This window comes from Bacillus sp. jun7, from assembly GCF_051034795.1.
GTDB classification, from domain to species: domain Bacteria; phylum Bacillota; class Bacilli; order Bacillales; family Bacillaceae; genus Bacillus; species Bacillus velezensis.
Window position 1 is genome coordinate 3,119,894 of record NZ_CP093219.1, and the last position, 24,127, is coordinate 3,144,020.

The window sequence follows — 24,127 nt, forward strand, 5'->3', positions numbered from 1 at the left end:
GGATATCGTTGCAACTTCAGGTCATGAACAGTCCGTTTAATCAGGAGCAGGCAGAGCTCCTTAACCGCCTTCTGCCGACCTTGACAGAATCACAGAAAATCTGGCTGAGCGGTTATTTGGCTGCGGCCCGGTCCGAATCCGGTGAAACAGCCGCGCCCGCTGCTCCGGCTCCTGCAGAAAGCCCGGCAGTCTCGAAAGAAGTGACCGTATTATACGGATCGCAAACGGGAAATGCGGAAGGTCTTGCGAAACAGACGGTAAAGACGCTTGAGGAACGGGGATTCCAGGTCACCGTCGCGTCGATGAACGATTTTAAGCCGAATAATCTGAAAAAAGTAAACAATTTACTGATCGTGGTGAGCACGCACGGAGAAGGCGATCCGCCGGATAACGCGCTGGCCTTTCATGAATTTCTTCACGGCAGACGCGCGCCGAAGCTTGAAGCGCTCCGTTACTCCGTTTTGGCGCTCGGGGACAGCTCGTATGAATTTTTCTGCCAGACCGGCAAAGAGTTTGACGAGCGTCTTCAAGAGCTCGGCGGCACCCAGCTTGCGCCGCGGGTTGATTGCGATCTTGATTATGATGAGCCGTTTTCGGAATGGCTTGAAGCGGTCATCGGCGGTTTGAACGAAGGAGCGGGAAATCAAACAGCCGAAGCGCCTGCCGAGACGCCCGCTCTCGGTGAATCCGTTTATTCCAGAACGAACCCGTTTCGGGCGGAGGTTCTTGAGAACATCAATCTGAACGGACGCGGTTCAAATAAAGAAACACGTCATCTCGAGCTTTCGCTTGAAGGGTCGGGCCTCGCGTATCAGCCCGGAGACAGCCTCGGCATCTATCCGGAAAATGATCCGGCGCTCGTTGATGAGCTGATCAATGAGCTGAAATGGAATCCGGAACAGGAAGTGGCGGTGAATAAACAAGGAGAGCGCCGTCCGCTGAAAGACGCGCTTACTTCTCATTTTGAAATTACCGTCTTAACAAAGCCGCTTTTGCAAAAGGCCGCACAGTTTACGGCTGATCAAAAGCTGAGTGAACTTCTGGCCGAAGGAAACGAAGAGCAGCTGAAAGCATACACCAACGGCCGTGATCTGCTTGATCTCGTCCGGGATTTCGGTCCGTGGGAAGCTTCCGCGGAAGACTTTCTTTCGATCCTGCGTAAAATGCCGGCCCGGCTCTATTCGATCGCAAGCAGTTTAGAAGCGAATCCGGAAGAGGTGCATCTGACAATCGGAGCGGTCAGATATGACGCGCACGGCAGAGAACGTAAAGGCGTGTGCAGCATTTTGTGTGCGGAAAGACTCCAGCCGGGAGATACGCTTCCGATTTACATTCAGCACAACCAAAACTTCAAGCTGCCGGAAAATCCGGATACACCGATCATTATGGTCGGGCCGGGGACAGGCATCGCACCGTTCCGTTCCTTTATGCAGGAGCGTGAAGAAACCGGAGCTGAAGGGAAAACATGGCTGTTTTTCGGGGATCAGCACTTTGTCACTGATTTTCTGTACCAGACGGAATGGCAAAAATGGCTGCAAAACGGTGTTCTCACAAAAATGGCCGTCGCTTTTTCCCGGGATTCGGAGGAAAAAGTATATGTGCGCACCGCATGAAAGAACAAAGCAAAGAGCTGTATGAATGGCTGCAGCAGGGAGCCGCCGTATACATCTGCGGTGATGAACAGCATATGGCGCATGACGTGCACCAGGCGCTTCTCGATATCATTCAGGAAGAAGGCGGCATGAGCCGTGAAAAAGCGGAAAGCTTCCTGGCAGACATGCAGCAGAAAAAACGCTATCAGCGTGACGTATATTGATTTTGGTTTGAAAGGAGCTTATTCAGCATGGTGAACAACATTTTAAAAGCGCCGGAAGGCCCTCCAAGTGATGTTGAGGAAATTAAAGAAAAAAGTGATTATTTGCGCGGCACATTGAAAGAAGTCATGCTCGACCGGATTTCAGCCGGCATCCCGGACGATGACAACCGGCTGATGAAGCATCACGGAAGCTACTTGCAGGATGACCGCGATCTCCGTAATGAACGTCAAAAACAAAAGCTTGAACCGGCTTATCAGTTCATGCTGCGCGTCCGGATGCCAGGCGGCGTGTCAACTCCGGAACAATGGCTTGTCATGGATGAACTGGCGCAAAAATACGGAAACAATACATTGAAGCTGACAACGCGTGAAACGTTCCAAATGCACGGAATTTTAAAATGGAACATGAAAAAAACGATTCAGAAAATCAATGCGGCGCTGCTTGATACCATTGCGGCCTGCGGAGATGTCAACCGAAACGTCATGTGCGCTTCAAATCCGCACCAGTCTGAAATTCATGCGGAAGTATACGAATGCTCGAAGAAATTGAGCGATGACCTTCTTCCGCGCACGAGAGCCTATCATGAAATCTGGCTTGATGAGGAACGTGTGGCGGGAACTCCTGACACGGAAACGGAACCGATGTACGGGCCGCTGTATTTGCCGCGGAAATTCAAAATCGGAATCGCCGTGCCTCCGTCCAATGATATCGATGTCTTTTCTCAAGATCTCGGCTTCATTGCCATCGTGGAGGAAGGCCGTCTTATCGGATTCAACGTGGCAATCGGCGGCGGTATGGGAATGACGCACGGCGATACGGCCACTTATCCGCAGCTTTCAAAAGTCATCGGCTTCTGCAAACCGGAGCAGCTGTATGATGTAGCGGAAAAAACCATTACAATTCAGCGCGATTACGGAAACCGTTCCGTCAGAAAGAATGCCCGATTCAAGTACACCGTTGACCGTCTCGGGCTGGAAAACGTAAAAGCCGAGCTGGAAAACCGCCTCGGCTGGCAGCTGGATGAAGCGAAACCTTATCATTTTGACCATAACGGCGACCGTTACGGATGGGTGAAGGGCGTAAAAGGGAAATGGCACTTTACGATGTTTATCGAAGGCGGCCGCGTCACGGACTATGAGAATTATAAGCTGATGACGGGATTGCGTGAAATCGCCAAAGTCCATACAGGGGATTTCCGTCTCACTTCTAATCAAAACCTGATTATCGGCAATGTCTCGAGCCAGAAAAAGAAACAAATCAGCGCATTAATCGAACAATACGGTCTGACAGACGGCCGGCAGCATTCCGCCCTCCGCCGCAGTTCAATGGCTTGCGTCGCGCTTCCGACATGCGGGCTCGCCATGGCCGAAGCCGAGCGGTATCTGCCGAAATTGATTGATAAGATTGAAGACATTGTTGACGAAAACGGGCTGCGGGATGAAGAAATCACCATCCGTATGACCGGGTGCCCGAATGGCTGCGCCCGCCATGCACTCGGCGAAATCGGATTTATCGGAAAGGCGCCCGGAAAATATAATATGTATTTAGGAGCGGCGTTTGACGGCAGCCGTTTGAGCAAAATGTACCGGGAAAATATCGGTGAAGAGGAAATTCTGAGTGAGCTTCGCACTATTCTCCCGCGCTACGCGAAAGAGCGTGAGGAAGGCGAACACTTCGGCGATTTCGTCATCCGCGCCGGCATCATTAAAGCGACGACAGACGGCACGAATTTTCACGAATAAGATGAGCTCTTAAAACCAAGGATAGAGACACACTGGCGGTGGTTCTCTATCCTTTGCTAAGCAGCATAAACGCTGCACCGCGTCATGAAACAGATGACGCAGCTTGCGAAAAAGCCTGTTTTCAGAGAAAACAGGCTTTTTCTTTTTCCGGAAAAAATGTAGCTGAAGGCAAAAAAAGTTCGCCGTGAGCGCGTTATGAGAAATTTTAAATAAAAACGGGTAAAATAAAAGAAGAATGGTTGCGTGCGGAAAATATATTGAATCTGCCCGATCATCGGCTCCGGCCTTTGACAAGGGCAGAGAACAGGCAATAATGATATGATGCAGCAGATGAAGGAGGTCAGCTTTGGACATATTTTTAGTCGTACTCGTACTTTTAACCATTATCGCGATCTCAAATATCGTAAATCGGTTTGTCCCCTTTATCCCGGTGCCTCTGATTCAGGTGGCGCTCGGTATCATTGCGGCGTCATTTCCGCAGGGGCTTCATTTTGAACTGAATACTGAATTGTTTTTTGTTTTGTTTATCGCGCCGCTGCTTTTTAACGATGGAAAACGGACGCCGCGTGCGGAACTTTGGAATTTAAGAGCGCCGATTCTGCTGCTTGCGCTCGGGCTCGTGTTTGCCACGGTGATTGTCGGCGGTTACACGATTCATTGGATGATTCCGAGCATTCCGCTGGCCGCCGCGTTCGGGCTGGCGGCGATCCTGTCACCGACTGACGTCGTCGCGGTCAGCGCGCTGTCAGGGCGTGTGAAGATGCCAAAAGGCATTCTGCGTCTCCTTGAAGGAGAAGGACTGATGAATGACGCATCCGGCCTGGTCGCTTTTAAATTTGCGATTGCGGCGGCCGTGACGGGCGCATTTTCGCTGGCGCAGGCCGCCTTCAGTTTCGTTCTGATTTCAGCCGGCGGTTTACTCAGCGGTGTCGTCATTTCTTTTTTGATTATCCGTTTCCGGCTGTTTATGCGGCGCCTCGGCATGCAGGATGTCACGATGCATATGCTGATTCAAATTCTGACGCCGTTCGTCATCTATCTCGCGGCTGAAGAAATCGGCGTTTCCGGCATTTTAGCGGTTGTGGCCGGCGGCATCACGCATGCGGTGGAGCAGGACCGTCTTGAATCAACGATGGTCAAACTGCAAATCGTCTCTTCAAGTACGTGGAATATTATTTTGTTCATTCTGAACGGTCTTGTTTTCGTTATTTTAGGTGCGCAAATACCGGACGTGGTTTCCGTCATCTTTAATGATACCGCGTTTAACAATATGATGGTCATCGGGTATATTATCGTCATTACGCTGACGTTAATGATTCTCAGGTTTTTGTGGGTGCTGTTTTTTTGGAACGGCAAGTGGTTTTTTAACAAGGATCAGAGCATTTATAAACCCGGCCTGCGCTCGACCCTGCTGATTTCGGTTTCAGGCGTCAGGGGAGCGGTCACGCTTGCGGGTTCCTTTTCCATTCCTTACGTGCTCTCTGACGGCTCACCGTTTCCTGAACGGAATTTGATTCTCTTTTTAGCCGCGGGCGTTATTTTGTGCACATTGGTGCTGGCGACAATCGTACTGCCGATTTTGACAGATAAGCCGGAAGACAATGTGAAAGAGAAGAAAGTCAAATTGCTGACAGCGAGACGGAAGCTGATAAAAGCTGCCTTAACCGCCATTAAAGAAAATATGAATGAGACAAACAAAACGGCTTCTTTTGCGGTCATTGCCGAATACAATGAGAAAATGAAAAATCTCAGGTTTCAGCAGTTCACCGTCAAAAATCGCACGAAAAAAGATGAGCGGAAAGTCCGCGCCCAAGGGATACAGGCAGAACAGGAAGAATTGCTGCGGCTGATTGAGCGGGGCGACATACCGGAAGAAACGGCTGACAGCCTTCAGGAACGGTTTGATGAACTGGAAGTGCTGTATACGAATCCGTTTAAAGTCGGCTTATCTAAGAAAAAGCTGAAACGCCTGATGTACTGGATCTTTTTCGGTGAACATAAAAAGCCGGAAATGTCGATTTTAAATGAAGAAGGTCTCATTCGCTCCACAAGGGTTAAAACGGCAAAAGCGGCCATTGAAAGCCTGAAAAAACACATGACTGAAGAAAATAAAGATGTGACGCTTGCCGTCATTTCCTTTTACAATCACTTGATTTTCAGGCTGGGGCACTCGTATCACGAACAGAATCCGAGCCGCCGTTTTGAAAATCAAAAACTCGAAATCAAACTGCGGGCCGTACAGGCCATCCGCAACGAAATCCAAACATTATTCGAAGAGCGGGAAATTTCCCGCGACATGTCGCATGAGCTTCGCCAATACATCAATGATGTGGAAGCGGCCATGCTTGACGGAGATGAATAAAAAAAGTCCGGCATCTGTTCGCCGGACTTTTTTAGATTACGGACGATGGAATTCGACGTGATCGCCGTCGCGGTCAAACCAGCCTCTGAAGGCCCAGTTGATCCAGCCGCCATCTCCTTTGTTGGTGAAGCTTCCGTCTTCAAACACCCAAATGCCGTACGTGATGCCGTCATAAACGGCGGAACCGTAAAACTGAACGCCGTTAAAATGATCTTCATATTCCTGGCTTAAATTAAACACCATGACATTATATTTTTGTCCGGAAGCGTAGAATGAAGATTCCATTAAGTTTTTGACGAAGCCGTCACGGTTTTGCGCCGACTTAATCGCGTCAGCAATCGAATTGCCGATGCCGAGCAGGTCAACGTCAATGTTTAATCCGACATCTTTTGCTGAGACATCTGATGTTTGCTGAGCCAAGTTTTGAGGGGCCGGGTTTTCTTTTGCGGATACAAAGGACAGAGGAGTCAGAGACAAAGCGGCGCCAAGGGCAACGGACATCGGGATACGCATACGTTTCATATGATTTCCTCCTTCAATTGTGTGGTGGCTACAGTAGCGATTTACCCGGACAGTTACCCGATTAACCGGAATTTTTGAAAAATAGGAAAATAATAACGTTGGTGGTACTTGGGCACTAAAGATGGTTTTTGTTATAACGATGAGCGTATAATTGGTTTCTTACGGCGGAAATGTGAGATAATAATAACCGTTTACATAATGACTAGAAAGGATGGTTCAACGTGGCAAAAAGCTTAAAAGATACTGTAAAGCTTCATAATGGCGTTGAAATGCCGTGGTTCGGCCTTGGCGTCTTCAAGGTGGAAAACGGAAGCGTAGCGGCGGACTCCGTCGAAGCGGCAATCAGAAACGGCTACCGCAGCATTGATACGGCGGCTATTTATAAAAATGAAGAGGGTGTCGGCGAAGGCATCAGAGCTGCGGGCGTTGCCAGAGAAGAGCTGTTCATCACGTCAAAAGTGTGGAATGAAGATCAAGGATACGAAACGACACTTGACGCGTTTGAGAAAAGCCTTGAGCGCCTCGGCCTCGATTACCTCGACCTTTACCTGATTCACTGGCCGGGCAAGGATAAATATAAAGACACATGGCGCGCTCTTGAAAAGCTGTACAAAGACGGAAAAATCCGCGCCATCGGCGTCAGCAACTTCCAAGTGTATCATTTAGAAGAACTGCTGAAAGATGCTGAAATCAAGCCGATGGTCAACCAGATTGAATTCCACCCGCGCCTGACTCAAAAAGAAGTAAGAGATTTCTGCAAAGCGCAGGGCATTCAAGTGGAAGCGTGGTCTCCATTGATGCAGGGACAGCTCCTTGATAACGAAGTGCTGTCACAAATTGCGGAAAAACATAACAAATCGGTTGCTCAAGTGATTTTGCGCTGGGATCTTCAGAACGAAGTCGTTACCATTCCGAAATCGATTAAAGAGCACCGCATCATAGAAAATGCCGATATTTTTGATTTCGAACTGTCACAGGAAGAAATGGAAAAGATCAGCGCATTAAACAAAGACGAGCGTGTCGGACCGAATCCGGACGAGCTTCTGTTCTAAGAAAAAACAGCCCTTTACGGGGCTGTTTTTCTTTACATAAATGTCTGTGTCTGACGTTTTACGCTGAACCTGTATGCGGCTATTAATAACAGGGCGGCGGCGAAGGCTCCCAAAATGATGATGTTCAGCGTCAGGCTTTGGAGCGTGCGGCCGTGCTGCAATTGATCGACCGTATCAAGCACCCAGCGCTGAGGCAGAAATTCGGCGATTGTCTGCACTGTTTTCGGCATAATATTGCCCGGAAAAAAGCAGCCGGCGAGCAAGCTTGTCGGCACGACGATCAAGTTCAAAAGCGCCGATGCCGAAGAGCTGCTGTTGGAAAAACCGACGGCAATAAAGGCGATCCCGATTGCGCTTAATGCAAACAGCATCATCAGGACGAACAGCTGCCACAGCGGGAATGACGGATGAATATGAAAAGCGGCGCCCATAAAGAGAACGGCGAATATAATTTGGACGGCCATGATGATCATATTCACCGCCGCGTTCGCCAATACATACTGCTTTGACGTGATCGGCGTTGACAGAAGCCTGTAGTACGTCCTGTTTTCTCTTTCTTTAATCATCAGTTCCGTCAGGTTGCCGGCGGAATAAAGCATAATGATAATGAGATACCCGATGACTGAGTAAGTCATTTCTTTATGGTTCGATGTATCTTGTAAAACAGCGGACTCCGTTTGAATCGGAGAATGCTTGAAATCGGCGTACATCGCCTGAAAGGCCTTCGCGTCTCCGCCGGAAGATTTGCCGATTGAGGCGGCGCTGTTCATATAATTGTACAAATAAGAGCTGACATATCCGGTGACCTGGGCGCCTTTCAGCGAGGTCATGCCGATGTGAGACGGTTTCCCGTCTTTTACGCTTTGGGAGAAGCCTTTTTCAAACGTAATGAGCGCCTCCATTTTTCCTGAAGCGATCTTTGATGAGGCGGATGCAGCCGTTTCCTCCGAAATCTTCACATGATCCAGTCCTTTTAAAAACGTGACCGTATCCTGTGCCACTTCTCCGCCGTCTTGATTGAGAATGCCGATATTGAGCGTTTCGGCTCCGCCGTTGGCATTGGTCATGAAGGAGAGGAAGACGCCGATCAGCGGAGCCCCGATATAAAGAATGAGCTGTTTTTTGCTTTTTGTAATTCCTTTGAGAGTGTGTGCAAACAGCCACCAGAAGTTTTTCATATTACAGTCCCTCCCGTCTTTGAAACGTAAATGCGGCGATCAGCAAAAAGAGTGCCGCCAATGCTGTATTTAATCCGAGTGCAGGCCATGCCGCTGATACATCATTTGCGTAAATGATGTTGTTAATCGCCTTATTGATCCAGGATAAGGGCGACAGGGCGGAAATTCCTCCGCCTTCATATTTGTAATAGGCGCCGCCGATAATGGACATTACCTGAACGATGATGACGGTGATTAATCTGGCGCTTTCGGGTTTTCTGGTCAAATAGCTCAGGCTGAGCCCGAAGCTGACGGCCAAAAGAATTTCAGAAACGAGAATCAACAGCACAAGTCCTATGTGGCTGCCCCAGTTCGCTTTCAAGATAAATTTGCTGAAGGCGACAACGGCAAGAATCGTCAGAACATTCACAGCCAAAATGCCGAGCATCTTTCCGAGAAAGATATCGCTTTTCCGGAGCGGGGCGGCGATCAGGCGATCCGCGGTGTGCCGTACTCTTTCCCCGCGGAATAAGGAGCTGGCAAAAATCGAGGCGTACAGCCCGATCATCGTCGTCATGGATATCGCGTAAAAATCTTTCGCCTTCGGTTCTTTCGCTTTGTGTAAAGACGTCTGCTTTATATAATCGCTTTTGATTTGTCCGGCGGAAGGTGCCTTATGCGCCTTGTAAGCGGCGGCGCCTGCTTTGTATTGATTGGTAAAAGCGGTCAGCATGCCTTGGACGATCGTGCCGTTGATGCCGCTCCGGTCATTTGTATAGACTTGGAACCCGGTGTTTTTTACAGTGACGAAAGCATCCGCCTGATTTTCTCGAACCTCGTTTTTGCCTTTTGCCTCCGTGTCCGCTTTTTGAAAATAGACATGCTCTTTTTTGGCGGCTTTCATAAACTCAGTAAAATCATGAGAAAGAGGGCCGTTTGACTGGTCCGTATATACCACCTTGATGTTTCCGACCGTCACCTCTGAATCAAAGGCGTTAGATAATGCCGCGGTGAAAATCAGCATGAAGACAATCGGAAAAGCAAGCATGAAAATAAAAGTCCGTCTGTCGCGGAAACTGATTTTGATTTCTTTCCCGGCGATGTGCAGAATATTCATTTGCAATCCTCCTTTCAGTTAGGTCAGTCGCGCAGGCTTCTGCCTGTCAGCGTGAGAAATACCGTTTCTAAGTCAGGGGCCTGTTCCTGCAAGGAGCGGATTTCAATGCCTTTGTCCATGAAGTACCGGATCAGGCGGTTTAAATTGTTGACCCCTGTGTCAGAGCTGATTTTCACGCTGTTTTCTTCCAGTGCGGCGGCTCTGACGCCGGGCAGCTCCTGAATATCGCCGAGGCTGATGCCGTTTCCGGACGACAGCTCAATCACGACGTCCTTCGTGTCGGTAATGATGGAGGTCAGCTGTTCTTTTGTGCCTTCTGCGATGACTTTTCCGTGGTCGATGATGGCGATGCGCGTGCATATTTCTTCCACTTCCTCCATGTAGTGGCTCGTGTAGATGATCGTGCATCCCATTTCATTCAGCTTTTTCACTGATTGCAGAATATAATTTCTTGATTGCGGGTCAATGCCGACCGTCGGTTCATCCATGATGATCAGTTTCGGCCGGTGGGCAAGGGCGCAGGCGATATTAAGCCTGCGTTTCATTCCGCCGGAAAAATGCTTCGGCAAATATTTGTGTTTATCGCTCAAGCCGACGAATGTCAGGGCTTCCTCGACCCGTTCTTTCAGAGCCGCCCCTCTCAGGCCGTACAGACCTGCGAAGAACTTCACATTTTCATAGGCGTTTAATTCCTCGTAAATCGCGAGGTCCTGAGGGACGATGCCGATATTCATTTTCGTTGCTTTGCTATATTTGAAAATATCTTTTCCGAGAAACAGAATGTCTCCGCCTGAAGGTTTTAAAAGACCTGAGATCATATTGATCGTCGTGCTTTTTCCGGCTCCGTTTGCGCCGAGAAACCCGAAAATCTCACCTTCTTTTACGGCAAGCGACATCTGGTCAACGGCGGCATAATCACCGAATTTCTTACTCAGCTGTTTGAGCTCCAAAATGTTCATGTTTCCACCTCTATGTCTTATGATGCTCTTATTATAAAAAAAAGAATGAACGGCCGTTAGTGCAGCTGTTCATTCTTTTGACATGAGAATCTTCATATTTTTCACATGAAAACATTCACTTATTCAACCGGAAGCAATGTCGTGACGGAAAAACCGGCCGTGCCGTCAAAAATAACGGTTCCGTGCAGGACGGCCGCCCGTTCTTCCATACCGAGCATGCCGAGGCCTTTTTTAAAGCGGACGGCGCCGTTTCCGTTATCTTTCACTTCCGCTTTCACGGCTTTATTCAGTACATGGATATCAATGAAAATCTGCGTGGCATCGGCGTATTTCATCGCATTGGTTAAAGCTTCGGTTACGTTTTCCTGAATGACTCTCCAATGCATTTGCGTCAGCCTGTCCAAATCGCCTTGATGCGTAAACGGAACCGGCATCCCGTTTTTGGCCGAAAATTCATCAATAAACGTTCTTAATCTGTGAATGCCCATTTGTTCAGCGGGCGGTTTCATATTTTTCAGCGTTATGCGGATATCCTCTATGCCCTCTTTGGAAATGGTAATGGCGTTTTGGAGCAGTTCAGCCGCTTTGTCCGGATGGGAGCCGAGCATCCGCTTCGCCGCTTCCATCTGAATGAGCGCGCCGGTCATGGAATGGCCTATTTTATCATGGATGGCTTGGGATAATCTGTTTCTTTCCTCGAGTTTGCCGGTGTACTCCGATTGTTTGATATATTCCGTGCTGCTGTGCAGCTGTTTCGTCAGTTTTTCAATGCTTGAGCGCATGATGTCCGACTGTTCTTCATATTTCTTCAGCCGATTGCCGGACCGGGCGGCCAAAACGAATATCGCCAGACAGAACAAGGTCATGACGATATAAGTCGGAAGGTCGCCGTACGGGATAAATAAAAACGGCAAAAACACGAGCAGGCAGAACACATAGCGGTGAACCGGATATTCGGCAAGAACCGCAAAAATGGCGGGCGGCAAAAGAAACAGAAACGCCGGATGGCCTAAGGCGGAAAGCCAAGCGGTCAATGCCAGCGCCATGAGGGTGATCCCGCGCCTCCAAACGGGCGGCCTGATCATGCAGACCGCGATGCCCAAAGACAGATAAAGCAGCAGAAACAAGACGGCGTACGGCGTGTAAGGGCGGTCAGCCGATACGAACAAAAAAGCCGTATAAAAAATGGCGATCAGTCTGCTCATCAGCATCCAAAAATCCATACCGTTCAACGCCCGTTATCCACCTTCCCGGTGATATAAAAAATGGCGATCTGCGTTCTGTGCTCAAGCCCCGTTTTCCCTAAAATAGATGAAATATAATTGGCCGTCGTCCCTTCAGAAATGAAAAGCTGTTTTGAAATTTCCCTGTTCGACAGTCCTTTCGCAATAAGCGACATGATGCTGAGCTCTCTTTCAGTAAACTGGCTTTCATCAATCTGATGCGCGGCTTCCGCCGGCCGGAAAAGACTGTCTTTTATTTTGTCCAGCACGGTGTCCTGAAGAATGCTGTGCCCGTTGAAAACGCTTTTGATCGCATCGCGGATCCGTTCCGGTTCGGTGTTTTTTAATAAATATCCTTTCGCGCCGTTTTTAATCGCTTCTAAAATATACTCATCGTCGTCAAATGTCGTCAGGATCATCGGCTTCGTATCCGTTTCCTCAGCGATCCGTTTTGCGGCTTCGACGCCGTTCATCACCGGCATGCGGACGTCCAGCAAGGCGATATCGACGGGGTTGTGTTTACAATACTCTGCCGCCTCGAGTCCGTTTTCCAACGTTGCCGATACAGTAAATTCCTCATATGTATGCAAAATGATTTTCATTCCTTCTCTGATGAAAGAATTATCATCCGCGATAATGACATTAATCTTCATAGCCGCACCCTTTGTGTGTTTTTGTTTCATTATATACCATCCGATTTTAAATCAAAAAGCCTCCCGGCGAAAGGTGCGCGGAAGGCGGATCGGTCAAGCGGGTTTTTTCAATTGGATGAAAAACAGCATCAGAAAAGAAATGATCACAATACAGATCACCCACACCCAGGCGAGTGTTTCATTGCCGGAGTCCATCGCGACGTAAATCGCCGTCGGCAGCGTTTGGGTGACGCCGGGAATATTTCCCGCAAACATTAAAGTCGCCCCGAATTCACCTAGCGCCCTTGCAATACTGAGAATGCTTCCGGTCAAGAGGGAGGGAAAGGCAAGCGGGACGGAAATACGGGTGAACACCTGCCACCTGCCGGCTCCGTCTACTTTCGCCGCTCCCTCGATGTCAGCATCAACCGCGGCGAAGCCGGTTTTAGCGGACTGATACATAAGCGGGAAGGCGACAATGGCCGAAGCGATCACCGCGGCCGACCACGTGAAAATGACGGGCTGGTGAAAAATCCGCTCAATCGCCCGGCCGATAAAGCTGTGCTTCCCGAAAATGATAATGAGAATGAAGCCGACAACGGTAGGCGGAAGAACGAGCGGGAGCATAAACAGGGTCTCCACAGCCGTTTTTCCGGGAAATCGCGCTTTCGCCATCCAGGCGCCGGCAAGCGTTCCGAGAATGATGACGGCGAAGCCCGACGCCAAAGCCACCTCAAACGACAGTACGACGGGAGTGAAAAACTCCGAAGCCGTAATGTTACTTGGCAGTAAATCCATATTTCTTAAACACTTTCATCGCTTCATCTGACTGCAGATACTGATAAAACGCTTCTGCTTCTTTACGGTGCTTTGTATCCTTGACGATGCCGACAGGATACACGATCGGATCGTGCGTTTTCACCGGTGCTTCATCGGTGATTTTCACCTTTTTCGAAATCAGTGCGTCTGTTTTATAGACAAGCCCGGCATCGACATTTCCGGTTTCAACATAAGAAAGCACCTGGCGGACGTCTTTTGCATAGACGACTTTATCTTTTACCTTGTCCCACAGGGATAATGCCGTCAGTGACTGTTTGGCGTATTGTCCGGCCGGAACGGATTCAGGCGTGCCGAGCGCGATTTTTTCCGTGCTGTCTTTTTTTAGGTCATTCAGATGTGTCAGGTGTGCGCTGTTTTTCTCAGGCACGATCATGACGAGATCATTTTTCAAAAGATCCGTGCTGTCCTTTTTGTCGATATCTCCGTCATGAACGAGCTTATCGAATTTATCTTCGGCTGCCGAGAAGAATAAATCAGCTCCCGCGCCTTGGGAAATTTGTTTTTGCAATGTGCCTGATGATCCGAAGTTGTCTTGAATGGTTACGTTTGAATGTGATTTTTCGTAGTTGGTCTGGATTTCTTCAAGTGCATCCTGAGCGCTGGCTGCTGCAGAAACGGTCAGCGTGACTTTTTCGTTTTGTCCGCCTTTGGACGATTGTCCGGATGAGCAGCCCGCAGTTGCGAGGAAAACGGCCATAGCCGCAGTTGTGAGTAGTGTCGCTTTCTTTTTCAACATTGTGCACCCCTTATAGCTAAATATCATTAGATCGAACTAATTATAACGCAATTGTACGTGATGGTGCGGTTTTTTTTCAATATCTGAACAGTTATAATAAAAACGGAGCGTGATAATATGACAGAAGCCACTTCCTATACAATAGAAGAAGTTGCGGGCCTTTTGAAGGTCTCCAAACTGACAGTATATGATTTGATAAAAAAAGGACTCATTCCGGCGTACAGGGTCGGAAGACAGATGAGGGTCGATGAAGAGGACTTAAAACAATATAAAGCAAACATGAGAATGTCAAAAAAGCCATCCGCAGCAGAAGCGCCTGACCCGTCACGCGGGCGGGAGCCGGAAAAAAGGCAGTCTGTTATCATCAGCGGGCAGGATGTGTCGATGGACCTCCTCAGCAAACAGCTGGAACAAACAATACAGGCGGCTCCGCTCCGCAAGTACAGCGGCAGTTTGAACAGCCTGATCGAGATGTACCGCGGGGCCTGTGACATCGTCAGTCTGCATTTATACGATGGGGAGACGGGGCAGTATAACATCCCGTATGTGAAGCGCATTCTTTCAGGGGAGCCGTTTGCGCTTTTTCATGTCGTGCTTCGTCAGGCCGGATTATATGTGAAAAAGGGCAATCCGCTGAACATTCAGGGCTTTCAGGACTTGAGCCGAAAGGATGTCCGCATCGTCAATCGCGAAAAAGGATCAGGCGCGAGGGTGCTGCTGGATGAACAGCTCAGATCATTCGGCATCACGCCGTCTGATGTCGCCGGATATCATGACATTGTCACGGATCATCTGTCAGCGGCTTCACAAGTATCAAGCGGAAAGGCGGATATCGGAGTCGGGTCGCAGCATGCGGCGCATATGGCAGGCACGGACTTTATCCCGGTGATCAGTGAGCAGTACGATGTGGTTGTGTTAAAACAAAACCGGGAGCTTGTTCAAAGCGTGCGGGACATTCTTAATTCTGAGGAATTCAAGTCTCAGCTTTCTCAATTATCCGGATATGATACGAAAATGACAGGACGGCTCATATATGAAACATGAAAAATCCCTCCATATAACGGAGGGATTTTTTTATTGCTTATAAAACCGCAGCAGGTCGCCGTTTAATATTTTATCGGAAAGCATCAGCTCTTGTTCCGCTTTTTCTTTCTCATCGCTGCACGCGCTCATGTCAGAAAGCGGTTCACCCGTTTTACGGCTGTAACACGTATTTTTCGTATAAATATGGTCATCCGTGATAAAGCTGCCGTTTCTCAGCACCGCAAACGGAGTCCGCTCTCCGGAAAACAGATCATTGCCGAACTGAATGCTGCCTTTCGTTTCAATGCCGAGCAGGTGAAGCAGCGTCGGCCTTACATCAACCTGTCCCGCGGCGGAAGCAATCGTTTCCGGCGCACGGTCGGTCACCCCGGGAATATGAATGATAAACGGCACGCGCTGAAGCTGAACCGTATCAAACGGAGTGATTTCCTCTTTCCCTAAGAATTCGGCAAGTCCTTGATTATGGGCTTCGGATATACCGTAATGATCTCCCATCAGGACAATCATCGCGTTGTCATACAGCCCTTCTTTTTTCAGCTTCTTGAAAAAGTGTTTCAGAGCCTCATCTTCATAGCGGACCGTCGTCACATAGCGGTTTAATAACTCGCTGCTTGTGTCCGGTTCCTCAATGAGCTGATCCTGTTGATCAATTTCAAAAGGAAAATGGTTGGTCAAAGTCAGCAGGCTTGCGTAAAACGGCTGCGGAAGCTTCTTTAATTTTTCCGCTGACTGTTCGAGAAACTCCTTATCTTTCAGGCCCCAGCCTGTTGAATTTTCCTGTGTCACCTTAAATTCATCCGCGTCGAAAAAACGGTCGATTCCGAATGCCCCGTACATCTCATCCCGATTCCAAAAGGCTTTATGATTGGCATGCAGAACGGCTGAATAGTATTGATGATCTTTTAACATATGGTACATCGTATTGAACCGGTGGCCGCTTTTTGTAAAAAAAACGGCGCCGCTTGAAGACGGATACAGCGAATTCGCAGTAATGAATTCTGAATCTGAGGTTTTTCCCTGTTCAGTCTGCTGATAAAAATGAGTGAAGTCATAACTTTTTTTTCGCAGTTTGTTTAAAAACGGGGTAATCTCCCGTCCGTTGACCCGCTCATCCATTACAAAACGCTGTGTTGATTCGAGCGTAACAAAAATCACATTGCGCCCCTTTGCAAGCCCGAATTTTGAATCGGACGGCCTGCTGTAGTCGGCTTGAGTGTAATTCGCGACCGCCGCAAGGCTGTCTTCATCGGCAAACGCTTTAGCCCCTGCATTCAGCGTCTGCGAAATGGTGTCATACAAATGAAAGTGGAACAGGCCGATTCCTTTTACGAGCGCTTCACGATCAAAAGGGTGCTTGAACAGCTTCGGCTGCTCGGCCTCAGACAGCGCAAGGTTGCACAGCATGAGGCCGGCTGATGCCAACGCATACGCTTTAACGGTACGGGCGCCCGCTTTTCCTTGATCGGCTTTATGCCTTTTACCAAGATAAAACAAAACCGCAATATCCAAAAATAAAGCGATGTAAAGCGGGTGAAACAGCTCTTGGACGCTGCTTCCCATATCACCCATATTGCTTGCCTGAAACAAAACCGGTATGGTGATAAAATCAATATAAAACCCGTAAAACACCGTATTCGCGATTAAAATTCCCGTCAGCATCACATTTGCCGAAAGCAGAAAGATCCGTTGTTTTTTTTCCGTTAATAAGAGGGCGATGCCGAACAGCGGCACAATGAAGCTCAGCGGATTAATGAGAAGCAGACATTCCTCAAGAACCGAATTGTTCTGCAGATCAAAACCGAGCTTATACACGGCATAGGTTTTCATCCACATGAACAGGATGGACAGGCATAAAAACCGATGATTGCTGAAAAAGGTTTTCTTCATATGTATGACTCCTCACCCTAAAAGCGAAAAGACGCTTTTTGTTTAAGAGATGCGGCCGTGAACCAGTTCGTATAAATAATAGCAGGATACAATCGTTAAGCCGGCCAGCACAAGCTGCTCCGAAAAGCTCCCCGTTCTCATATAAAGGGGAAGACGGAAGCGGATGGCGGACGGAAACAGCAGTTTAATGCCGTTGACGGTCCATGCGTCAAGCACAAGATGGCTTGCCATTCCGATCATCAGTCCGGCGGAAATGCTCGGATTCGGAATATAGGTTGCCGTAATGAAAAACATAATAAGCATAAACAGCAGGCTGTGTGTAAACGTTCTGTGGCCGAACACCGTGCTTACGATTTTGGACAGAACGGGCAGCGTTCTGCCGATTTTGCTTTTCGTATGGCATATGTCGGGAATCAGCGCCCCGAGGGCACCCGCTGAGGTCATTAGGACCGGATCATACCCGTAATAATACGCAATTGCGGAACAAGAAGCGATGCCTCCCATGATGTGTGTTTTTCCTGTCATTTTTCGCTTCTCCTTTTTATTTTTGCCAAAATCCCCTGAATTACAAATATATCAAGAGAATGCATGTTTGATCAACAAACTTTACCTGTTCCGCCAAAAGGAAGGAGACGCGGATTCCGCATATTCTGCCGCGGAAAAAGACACATTATAGGTGTACCTATATTTGATAAAGAGGTGATACAGATGGCTTTCTTTAACAAAGAAAAAGGAAAAAACAGCGATAAAAACAAAAACGTCATTCAAGGCGCGCTTGACGACGCCAGTGCAGCGCTGAAAGACGATCCGCTTCAAGAAGCTGTTCAAAAGAAAAAAAACAACCGCTGACCATATAAGACGGGTAGGGCGAACGCTCTATCCGTTTTCCGTCTAATATTTCCCTTTGACAGATCTTTTTATCTCTGATAACCTCTGAGTAGAATTGAATGATAAAAATCCTCACTCTTTCTCGGTGAGGTAGAGGTTGCGCTTGATGATGAGTCGCACATGCCAGGCTGATAAGGGGCCGCAAAACATGTGTTAAAGGCATCAGCGCCGAAGTGTAAAGAAAGCCGATCCTTCTTTATGCTGGGACTGTATCTGAATAAGTGCAGGACTGCCGCGTGCTTTTTCGCGGAGGGCTATCCGGAGATCAAGGGTGTGTGTGTTTCTTTAAGCATGGACTTTTGTTCAGGCTTTTTTTGCGTGTAAATATGGTCTCGGGGTCTGGTCCGTACGAATGAACAACCAGGAGGTACAGGAATGGAACAGACGAAAAAATGGGGTTTTTGGTTATTAACGGCGTTTGTCGTAGGAAATATGGTAGGCTCGGGCATCTTTTCGCTTCCGAGTACGCTCGCAAAAATCGCGAGCCCGTTCGGCGCCACATCGGCATGGCTTTTAACGGGAGCCGGTGTGTTAATGATCGCGCTGGTCTTCGGCCACTTATCCATCCGCAAGCCTGAGCTGACGGCGGGGCCGCAAAGCTATGCGCGTGCGCTGTTCAGCGATCGGAAAAAAGGGAATGCAGCGGGCTTCACGATGGTGTGGGGCTACTGGGTGGCGAGCTGGATCAGCAACGTGGCGATCATCACGAGCCTTGCCGGATATTTAACATCATTTTTCCCGATTTTAACGGATAAGCGTGAAATGTTTTCGATCGGCGGTCAGGCGGTTACGCTCGGCCAGCTGCTGACGTTTGCCGTATGTACGGTTTTATTATGGGGCACTCACACGATCCTCGTCACCAGCATTAACGGTGCGAGTAAATTAAATTTCGTCACGACGTTTTCAAAAGTATTAGGATTTATCTTCTTTATCATTGCAGGTTTGTTTGTATTTCAAACGTCGTTTTTCGATCATTTTTATTTTCCTGTTCAAACAGGTCCTCACACGGTTGAGGGAATCGGCGGACAGATCCACAATGCGGCGATTTCAACATTATGGGCGTTCGTCGGAATTGAATCGGCAGTCATTTTATCCGGGCGCGCCCGTTCGCAGCGCGACGTGAAACGCGCCACCATTACCGGATTATTGATCGCGCTCAGCATCTATATCATCGTGACATTGATTACGATGGGCGTGCTTCCGCATGGTAAGCTTGTCGGCTCGGAAAAACCGTTTGTTGACGTATTGTACGCGATCGTCGGCAGCGCGGGAAGCGTCATTATGGCGATTCTGGCGATTTTGTGTCTGTTCGGAACGATGCTCGGCTGGATTCTTCTCGGTTCTGAAGTTCCGTATCAAGCGGCGAAATCAGGAGACTTTCCCGCTGCTTTTGCAAAAACGAATAAACAGGGAAGTCCCGTTGTGTCGTTAATCGTAACGAACGTGATGTCACAGATCTTTATCTTTTCGGTTATTTCCCGGACGATCAGTGACGCGTTTACGTTTTTAACGACGGCGGCGACGCTTGCTTATCTGATTCCGTATCTCGTGTCAGCGTTTTACAGCCTGAAGCTCATTTTTACGGGTGAAACGTATGACGAGATAAAGGGCTCAAGAGTAAGAGACGGTATCATCGCCATCCTTGCCTGCATTTATTCTTTTTACGTCATTATTACCGGAACGGCCGATTTAACGACCTTTATTCTCGGTATCGGGCTGTTTTTCGTCGGTTTGCTGTTATATCCTTTCGTCTCAAAGAAATTTGCAAACAACAGACAATCGGTATGACAAAAAGACATCTCACGTCTGTGAGATGTCTTTTTTGTTTGCGGCAGCGGATTACTTTTTGCCGGCGTGTATATAATGAATGGTCTCAAATGCGGTTAAATGGTCAGTGCGTCCGCTGAAAAAACGGTCATTGACGTCCGCCGGAGATACATGTTCAAAAATAAGCAGACCTGATGATTCTAATATTTTTTCGATTTCTTTATAACTGAAACACGATAACATCGGTTCTCCGCCTGCTGCAGCCATTTTCACCATGTTTTCCACTCTGTTTGACAGTCCTCTTTCTTCAAAAAGCGACTCATCTGCATAATCAAACACGATAGAGCTTCCCGGCGGGACTTCGGCAAATAATTGTGTGAGCAGGCGGGCGAGATGCTCTTTCGTAAGATAGTATGACACTCCGAGCAGGCTGAAAAAGGTTTTTTTGGCGTGAAAAACCTTCCTGATACAGACGGCTGAAAGAAAGCGAAGCGGCGAAGTCCATCGGTACAAAATGAAGATGATGGGAAATGTCGAGATTCAGATGTTTCAATCTGTTTATTTTGTCTTCCTGTGAAGCGGGATGATCGATTTCAAATATGTCTAAGGCGTTTGTCACCTCAGGATGTCTGAAACAGAAAGTATCCAGTCCTGCGCCAAGGATGACATACTGTTTGGCCCCGAGCTTCACTTCATTCAAAAGCACTTCTTCACAATATGCGGCACGGGCTAACGGTGTAGGAGACAGCTGTACTTGAGTCATCCATTTTAAGATGTCATCCGGTTGGCCTTGAAGCCTCTGTGCCATGTCTTTGCTGAAAAATGATATACCTTGAATGAGATGATCGCGGATGTCCGAATGCTCTTTTTCAGAAATCAGATCTTGTGCCAAAAAATCATCAAATATCACCGGGGTGTCGTATTTACTATGGTACGCCCTTCCGAAAGCGGACAGCAGGGAAGTCATACTCGCCTTGTTTTCTTTCATATAAAGATCCTCCGTTATTTACATCAATCTCCGGCCGGGAGAATCTTATTATACATGTTAATCCAAAAATGTAAATTATAGCATAAATAAATTTTTTTGTCAAGTTTTAAGCGTAATAAAAAGCCGCTGTGACAGCGGCTTCGGGGTTACTTCGTTAAGCTTTTTGTGATGTAGTCGAGCTGGCCTTCAAGTGAGATCGGGTCTGAGAAATAGAAGCCGATCGGATCAATGCGGTAGACATGGTTTTGTTTGACGGCATCGAGGTTCTTCCAGATTGAGCTGTCAAGCACGCCTTTGTCGTCACCGCCGGCCTGCCATGGCCCCATAAAGATGTAGTCTCCCGCGAAGTCAGGCAGTTTCTCGAGTGAAATGCTGGCGTAGCCCGGCCCTTGATTAATGGCTTTTTCCTGCGTCAGTTTTGTGGCCTTCAGCCCGAGTTTGTCATAAATAATGCTTCCGCCGCGGCCGAAGTCTTTACCGAATACATAGATGTCTTTTCCGTTTGTCTGCATGATGGAGATGGTTTTTGAGCCGACCGCTTTTTGAACCTTTGTTTTAGCGGCAGCGGTTTTTTTATCCCATTCAGCCAGCCATTTGTCTGCTTTATCTTCAGTGCCTGTCATTTTCGCAAACTCTTTGAATTGATCAATATTGCTGAGCTTGTCATATTTAATGGCGATTGTCGGCGCGATTTTTTCCAGTTTTTCAATGTCGGCGCCTTGTGTCGTCCAGACAACGATTAAATCCGGCTTTAAATCAATGATTTTTTCAACGGACGTGCCGTCGCCGATGTTTGTCACACCTTTTGTTTCCCCTTTGTAATAAGGGTTTTTAAATACGTTTTGCGGCGCGCCGACAACATTGATGCCGAGCTGTTTGAAGTCGCCGTAGTAGCCGTCAGCCATGACGACGACCCGTTTCGGGTGCTTCGGGATTTTAATATTACCGTTTTCGGCTTTATACGTGATGGTTTCTTCTTTTTCAGAAGAACCTTTTGTGTCTGAAGAATTGCCGCATGCGGCCAAAGCGGCGATGAGCAGCATGGCAATCAGCGCTGCGCCGATTTTCTTGTATGTATGGAACATCTGACATTCCTTCTTTCATAAAAATTAGTGATAAAGAGAATCATTATCAGTGTGATTATATCACTGCTTTCATAGAGAAGCACGCTCTTTTTTAAGAAAAACTTTCTTTTTTTATATGAAATTAGGTCTATTAAAAGAGAAGATAAAAGTGCTATACTGAAACAAGTCATTGATAATCATTATCATTACCATTCTTGTTTTGAGAAAGGAAGAACGAGTGTTGGGTCTATTGAAAAAGAAACAGACAATGACGGCTCAAGGGGCATCGGGGAGTGAAATCCAGTGGACGGCGCGTTCATTCAGAGCGGCTGTGCTGCTGTGTGCCGGTATTGCGGTTTTATTGATCGGCGCCGCTCTGTCTGTTTCCATCGGAGCTGCCGATATTCATCTGCGGACGGTGTGGGATGCTCTCTTTCACTTTCAGCCGCAAAATACATCTCATCAAATCATACGTGATCTGAGGCTGCCGAGAACCGCCGCCGCCGCGCTCGTCGGGGCTTTTTTAGCTGTGTCCGGGGCGATTATGCAGGGGCTGACGCGGAACCCGCTTGCTGAGCCTTCCATTATGGGCGTGACGTCGGGGTCAGGGTTTGCGATCGCATTGGCATTTGCTTTTTTTCCGGGTCTGTCTGCGGCGGGACTTGTTTTGTGGTCCTTTGCGGGAGCGGGAATCGGAGCGCTTATTGTGTTTGGCATCGGCCTGTTTTCAAAAGGCGGGCTGACACCGGTGAAGCTCGCGCTGGCCGGTACGGCAGTCGGCTATTTCTTAACGGGGCTTTCAAGCGCGATTGCGATCCGTTTTGATGTCGCCCAGGATGTGAAGTTCTGGTATGCCGGAGGAGTTGCTTCCGTGAAATGGGAAGGCGTGCAGCTGCTGTTGGCGGCCGGTGTTATCGGACTATTGCTGGCATTTCTGATTGCGCGCTCAGTGACGGTGCTGAGCTTGGGTGAGGAACTGGCCAAAGGGCTCGGGCAGTACACATCGCTTGTGAAAGTAATCGGAATGTTTGTCGTTGTCCTCTTGACGGGGGCTTCAGTCTCAGTCGCCGGAGCCATTTCTTTTATCGGCTTGGTGATTCCGCATATCACCCGATTTTTAGTCGGGGTAGATTACAGGTGGATCATTCCCTGTTCGGCGGTATTCGGCGCCGTTCTGTTAGTTTTCAGTGATATTGCCGCAAGACTCGTCAATGCGCCGTTTGAAACACCGGTCGGCGCTTTAACCGCCCTTATCGGCGTTCCCTTTTTCTTTTATTTGGCGCGCAGGGAAAGGAGAGGGCTGTAATGAATGTAAAATCGAAAAAACCGCTGGCGGTCATGGCCGTTACGTTTGTGCTCATATGCATCGTCTTTTTTATCAGCTTAAACATGGGTGTGATCCGGATTGCGCCACTTGATACGATGCGTGTCTTTTTCGGACAGGGGGATGCCCGGGATCAGCTCGTTTTATTTGAATTCAGACTGCCGCGCATGGTGCTGTCATTGCTTGTCGGCGCAGGAATCGCGGTTTCAGGCGCGATTTTTCAAAGCGTGTCTCAAAATGACTTGGCGGAGCCGGGCATTCTCGGTATTAACGCCGGGGCGTCTTTGGCGGTCGTTCTGTTTATCTTCTTTTTCCAAGGGTCAGCTGTTGATCTAAGCATGGCCAGTACATGGCTGCTTCCGGTGAGCGCTTTGGCGGGGGCTTTTCTGGCTGCGCTGCTCATCTATGTGCTGGCTTGGAAAAAAAGGCGTTTCACCTGTCCGGCTCGTTTTGGTCGGGATCGGCGTCAATGCGGGGTTTAATGCGCTTCTCTTGATTTTTCAGCTGAAAATGGACCCGCGGGATTTCATGCAGGCGCTTGTATGGATTTCCGGTTCGATTTGGAACGCCAATTGGAAAATGGTGCTGTCCATTTTGCCGTGGCTGCTGGTTCTTTTACCGTTCAGCCTCTATAAAGCCAGGTATTTAAATGTGCTCCAGCTCGGTGATCAGCTGGCGGCGGGGCTTGGCACCAGGGTTGAAAAGGAGCGGCGCGTTCTGCTGATGTCCGCCGTTGCCCTGACCGCGTCATGTGTTGCGGCAGCCGGCGGAATCGCTTTTCTCGGACTCATTGCGCCGCATTTGGCCAGAAGGCTTACCGGGCCGCGCCACCAGACGCTTATTCCGGTTTCAGCTTTGATCGGAGCATTTTTATTTCTGCTTGCCGATACGCTGGCGAGAAATGTGCTTGCACCGTCCGAAGTTCCCGTCGGCCTGGTGATTTCCGTGCTCGGAGCGCCGTATTTTGTATATTTGCTGATGAAAACGAAATAGAGGAAGGAGACTG

General features: G+C 48.5%; 18 protein-coding genes, 3 pseudogenes and 1 riboswitch. Of the genes and pseudogenes, 9 read left to right on the top strand and 12 right to left on the bottom strand.

Annotated features, from left to right (window positions below; translation table 11 throughout):
* Nucleotides 1-8 precede the first annotated feature (8 nt).
* From MJQ52_RS15325 to MJQ52_RS15335, 3 genes and pseudogenes are all read left to right on the top strand, one after another.
* Nucleotides 9-1,816, top strand: a pseudogene (locus MJQ52_RS15325) (assimilatory sulfite reductase (NADPH) flavoprotein subunit).
* A 27-nt stretch (nt 1,817-1,843) separates the two neighbouring features.
* Nucleotides 1,844-3,559, top strand: a complete 1,716-nt coding sequence (gene cysI, locus MJQ52_RS15330; RefSeq protein ID WP_094247502.1) for an assimilatory sulfite reductase (NADPH) hemoprotein subunit — start codon at nt 1,844-1,846, stop codon at nt 3,557-3,559.
* A gap of 346 nt (nt 3,560-3,905) precedes the next feature.
* Nucleotides 3,906-5,921, top strand: coding sequence for a Na+/H+ antiporter (locus MJQ52_RS15335; RefSeq protein ID WP_015418205.1), 2,016 nt, complete (start codon nt 3,906-3,908; stop codon nt 5,919-5,921).
* 36 nt (nt 5,922-5,957) lie between these two features.
* Here MJQ52_RS15335 and MJQ52_RS15340 read toward each other — a convergent pair whose 3' ends face one another.
* Nucleotides 5,958-6,443, bottom strand: coding sequence for a hypothetical protein (locus MJQ52_RS15340; RefSeq protein WP_025853859.1), 486 nt, complete (start codon nt 6,441-6,443; stop codon nt 5,958-5,960).
* 221 nt (nt 6,444-6,664) lie between these two features.
* On the opposite strand from MJQ52_RS15340, the gene MJQ52_RS15345 reads away from it, so the two are divergent.
* Nucleotides 6,665-7,495, top strand: a complete 831-nt coding sequence (locus tag MJQ52_RS15345; RefSeq protein ID WP_094247503.1) for an aldo/keto reductase — start codon at nt 6,665-6,667, stop codon at nt 7,493-7,495.
* Between the two features lie 32 nt (nt 7,496-7,527).
* Here MJQ52_RS15345 and MJQ52_RS15350 read toward each other — a convergent pair whose 3' ends face one another.
* The 7 genes from MJQ52_RS15350 to modA form a co-directional block, all read right to left on the bottom strand.
* Nucleotides 7,528-8,673 (bottom strand): ABC transporter permease, encoded by a 1,146-nt coding sequence (locus MJQ52_RS15350; protein WP_094247504.1) that lies wholly within the window; start codon nt 8,671-8,673, stop codon nt 7,528-7,530.
* Nucleotide 8,674: 1 nt separating this feature from the next.
* Nucleotides 8,675-9,769 carry an ABC transporter permease gene (locus MJQ52_RS15355; RefSeq protein WP_094247505.1) on the bottom strand — a complete coding sequence of 365 codons (1,095 nt, stop codon included), beginning with the start codon at nt 9,767-9,769 and terminating at the stop codon, nt 8,675-8,677.
* Nucleotides 9,770-9,792: 23 nt separating this feature from the next.
* The gene (locus MJQ52_RS15360; protein ID WP_015240573.1) at nt 9,793-10,728 is read right to left on the bottom strand and encodes an ABC transporter ATP-binding protein; all 936 of its coding nucleotides are present in this window, start codon (nt 10,726-10,728) and stop codon (nt 9,793-9,795) included.
* A gap of 119 nt (nt 10,729-10,847) precedes the next feature.
* Entirely contained in the window at nt 10,848-11,951 is a 1,104-nt protein-coding gene (locus MJQ52_RS15365; RefSeq protein ID WP_025649276.1) for a sensor histidine kinase, read from the bottom strand.
* Nucleotides 11,952-11,956: 5 nt separating this feature from the next.
* Nucleotides 11,957-12,604, bottom strand: coding sequence for a response regulator transcription factor (locus tag MJQ52_RS15370; protein ID WP_003151754.1), 648 nt, complete (start codon nt 12,602-12,604; stop codon nt 11,957-11,959).
* Between the two features lie 93 nt (nt 12,605-12,697).
* Nucleotides 12,698-13,381, bottom strand: coding sequence for a molybdate ABC transporter permease subunit (gene modB / locus MJQ52_RS15375; RefSeq protein WP_070082360.1), 684 nt, complete (start codon nt 13,379-13,381; stop codon nt 12,698-12,700).
* A complete protein-coding gene (gene modA / locus MJQ52_RS15380; RefSeq protein WP_265210237.1) occupies nt 13,362-14,159 on the bottom strand; it encodes a molybdate ABC transporter substrate-binding protein in 798 nt (265 codons plus the stop codon). The genes modB and modA overlap by 20 nt, the downstream gene beginning before the upstream one ends.
* Before the next feature lie 117 nt (nt 14,160-14,276).
* Between modA and MJQ52_RS15385 the strand changes: the two genes are divergently transcribed.
* The gene (locus MJQ52_RS15385) at nt 14,277-15,203 is read left to right on the top strand and encodes a substrate-binding domain-containing protein (protein WP_003151757.1); all 927 of its coding nucleotides are present in this window, start codon (nt 14,277-14,279) and stop codon (nt 15,201-15,203) included.
* 30 nt (nt 15,204-15,233) lie between these two features.
* Here the strand turns inward: MJQ52_RS15385 and MJQ52_RS15390 are convergent, their stop codons facing one another.
* Together MJQ52_RS15390 and MJQ52_RS15395 are read right to left on the bottom strand one after the other, a co-directional pair.
* Nucleotides 15,234-17,090 carry an LTA synthase family protein gene (locus MJQ52_RS15390; RefSeq protein WP_265210238.1) on the bottom strand — a complete coding sequence of 619 codons (1,857 nt, stop codon included), beginning with the start codon at nt 17,088-17,090 and terminating at the stop codon, nt 15,234-15,236.
* Nucleotides 17,091-17,132: 42 nt separating this feature from the next.
* The gene (locus MJQ52_RS15395; protein ID WP_003151759.1) at nt 17,133-17,615 is read right to left on the bottom strand and encodes a metal-dependent hydrolase; all 483 of its coding nucleotides are present in this window, start codon (nt 17,613-17,615) and stop codon (nt 17,133-17,135) included.
* 183 nt (nt 17,616-17,798) lie between these two features.
* Between MJQ52_RS15395 and sspJ the strand changes: the two genes are divergently transcribed.
* Both sspJ and MJQ52_RS15405 read left to right on the top strand, forming a co-directional pair.
* Nucleotides 17,799-17,939 carry a small acid-soluble spore protein SspJ gene (gene sspJ, locus MJQ52_RS15400; protein ID WP_003151760.1) on the top strand — a complete coding sequence of 47 codons (141 nt, stop codon included), beginning with the start codon at nt 17,799-17,801 and terminating at the stop codon, nt 17,937-17,939.
* 122 nt (nt 17,940-18,061) lie between these two features.
* Nucleotides 18,062-18,243: riboswitch (Lysine riboswitch) on the top strand.
* Between the two features lie 110 nt (nt 18,244-18,353).
* The gene (locus tag MJQ52_RS15405) at nt 18,354-19,766 is read left to right on the top strand and encodes an amino acid permease (protein WP_071392268.1); all 1,413 of its coding nucleotides are present in this window, start codon (nt 18,354-18,356) and stop codon (nt 19,764-19,766) included.
* 51 nt (nt 19,767-19,817) lie between these two features.
* Here the strand turns inward: MJQ52_RS15405 and MJQ52_RS15410 are convergent.
* Together MJQ52_RS15410 and MJQ52_RS15415 are read right to left on the bottom strand one after the other, a co-directional pair.
* Nucleotides 19,818-20,733, bottom strand: a pseudogene (locus tag MJQ52_RS15410) (class I SAM-dependent methyltransferase).
* Between the two features lie 146 nt (nt 20,734-20,879).
* Nucleotides 20,880-21,818: an iron-hydroxamate ABC transporter substrate-binding protein gene (locus MJQ52_RS15415; RefSeq protein WP_265210240.1), complete on the bottom strand. Its 939-nt coding sequence runs from the start codon at nt 21,816-21,818 to the stop codon at nt 20,880-20,882.
* Nucleotides 21,819-22,065: 247 nt separating this feature from the next.
* Between MJQ52_RS15415 and MJQ52_RS15420 the strand changes: the two genes are divergently transcribed.
* Nucleotides 22,066-23,103 (top strand): FecCD family ABC transporter permease, encoded by a 1,038-nt coding sequence (locus tag MJQ52_RS15420; RefSeq protein WP_172401312.1) that lies wholly within the window; start codon nt 22,066-22,068, stop codon nt 23,101-23,103.
* Nucleotides 23,103-24,114: pseudogene (locus MJQ52_RS15425) on the top strand (FecCD family ABC transporter permease). The gene MJQ52_RS15420 and the pseudogene MJQ52_RS15425 overlap by 1 nt, the downstream one beginning before the upstream one ends.
* Nucleotides 24,115-24,127: the final 13 nt, after the last annotated feature.

What these genes read in the sequence shown, in the direction of transcription:
- cysI (WP_094247502.1), top strand. Translation starts at nt 1,844, where the DNA reads ATGGTGAACAACATTTTAAAAGCGCCGGAAGGCCCTCCAAGTGATGTT.
- MJQ52_RS15340 (WP_025853859.1), bottom strand. Translation starts at nt 6,443, where the DNA reads ATGAAACGTATGCGTATCCCGATGTCCGTTGCCCTTGGCGCCGCTTTG.
- MJQ52_RS15350 (WP_094247504.1), bottom strand. Translation starts at nt 8,673, where the DNA reads ATGAAAAACTTCTGGTGGCTGTTTGCACACACTCTCAAAGGAATTACA.
- MJQ52_RS15355 (WP_094247505.1), bottom strand. Translation starts at nt 9,769, where the DNA reads ATGAATATTCTGCACATCGCCGGGAAAGAAATCAAAATCAGTTTCCGC.
- MJQ52_RS15360 (WP_015240573.1), bottom strand. Translation starts at nt 10,728, where the DNA reads ATGAACATTTTGGAGCTCAAACAGCTGAGTAAGAAATTCGGTGATTAT.
- MJQ52_RS15365 (WP_025649276.1), bottom strand. Translation starts at nt 11,951, where the DNA reads ATGGATTTTTGGATGCTGATGAGCAGACTGATCGCCATTTTTTATACG.
- MJQ52_RS15370 (WP_003151754.1), bottom strand. Translation starts at nt 12,604, where the DNA reads ATGAAGATTAATGTCATTATCGCGGATGATAATTCTTTCATCAGAGAA.
- modB (WP_070082360.1), bottom strand. Translation starts at nt 13,381, where the DNA reads ATGGATTTACTGCCAAGTAACATTACGGCTTCGGAGTTTTTCACTCCC.
- modA (WP_265210237.1), bottom strand. Translation starts at nt 14,159, where the DNA reads ATGTTGAAAAAGAAAGCGACACTACTCACAACTGCGGCTATGGCCGTT.
- MJQ52_RS15385 (WP_003151757.1), top strand. Translation starts at nt 14,277, where the DNA reads ATGACAGAAGCCACTTCCTATACAATAGAAGAAGTTGCGGGCCTTTTG.
- MJQ52_RS15390 (WP_265210238.1), bottom strand. Translation starts at nt 17,090, where the DNA reads ATGAAGAAAACCTTTTTCAGCAATCATCGGTTTTTATGCCTGTCCATC.
- MJQ52_RS15395 (WP_003151759.1), bottom strand. Translation starts at nt 17,615, where the DNA reads ATGACAGGAAAAACACACATCATGGGAGGCATCGCTTCTTGTTCCGCA.
- sspJ (WP_003151760.1), top strand. Translation starts at nt 17,799, where the DNA reads ATGGCTTTCTTTAACAAAGAAAAAGGAAAAAACAGCGATAAAAACAAA.
- MJQ52_RS15405 (WP_071392268.1), top strand. Translation starts at nt 18,354, where the DNA reads ATGGAACAGACGAAAAAATGGGGTTTTTGGTTATTAACGGCGTTTGTC.
- MJQ52_RS15415 (WP_265210240.1), bottom strand. Translation starts at nt 21,818, where the DNA reads ATGTTCCATACATACAAGAAAATCGGCGCAGCGCTGATTGCCATGCTG.
- MJQ52_RS15420 (WP_172401312.1), top strand. Translation starts at nt 22,066, where the DNA reads ATGACGGCTCAAGGGGCATCGGGGAGTGAAATCCAGTGGACGGCGCGT.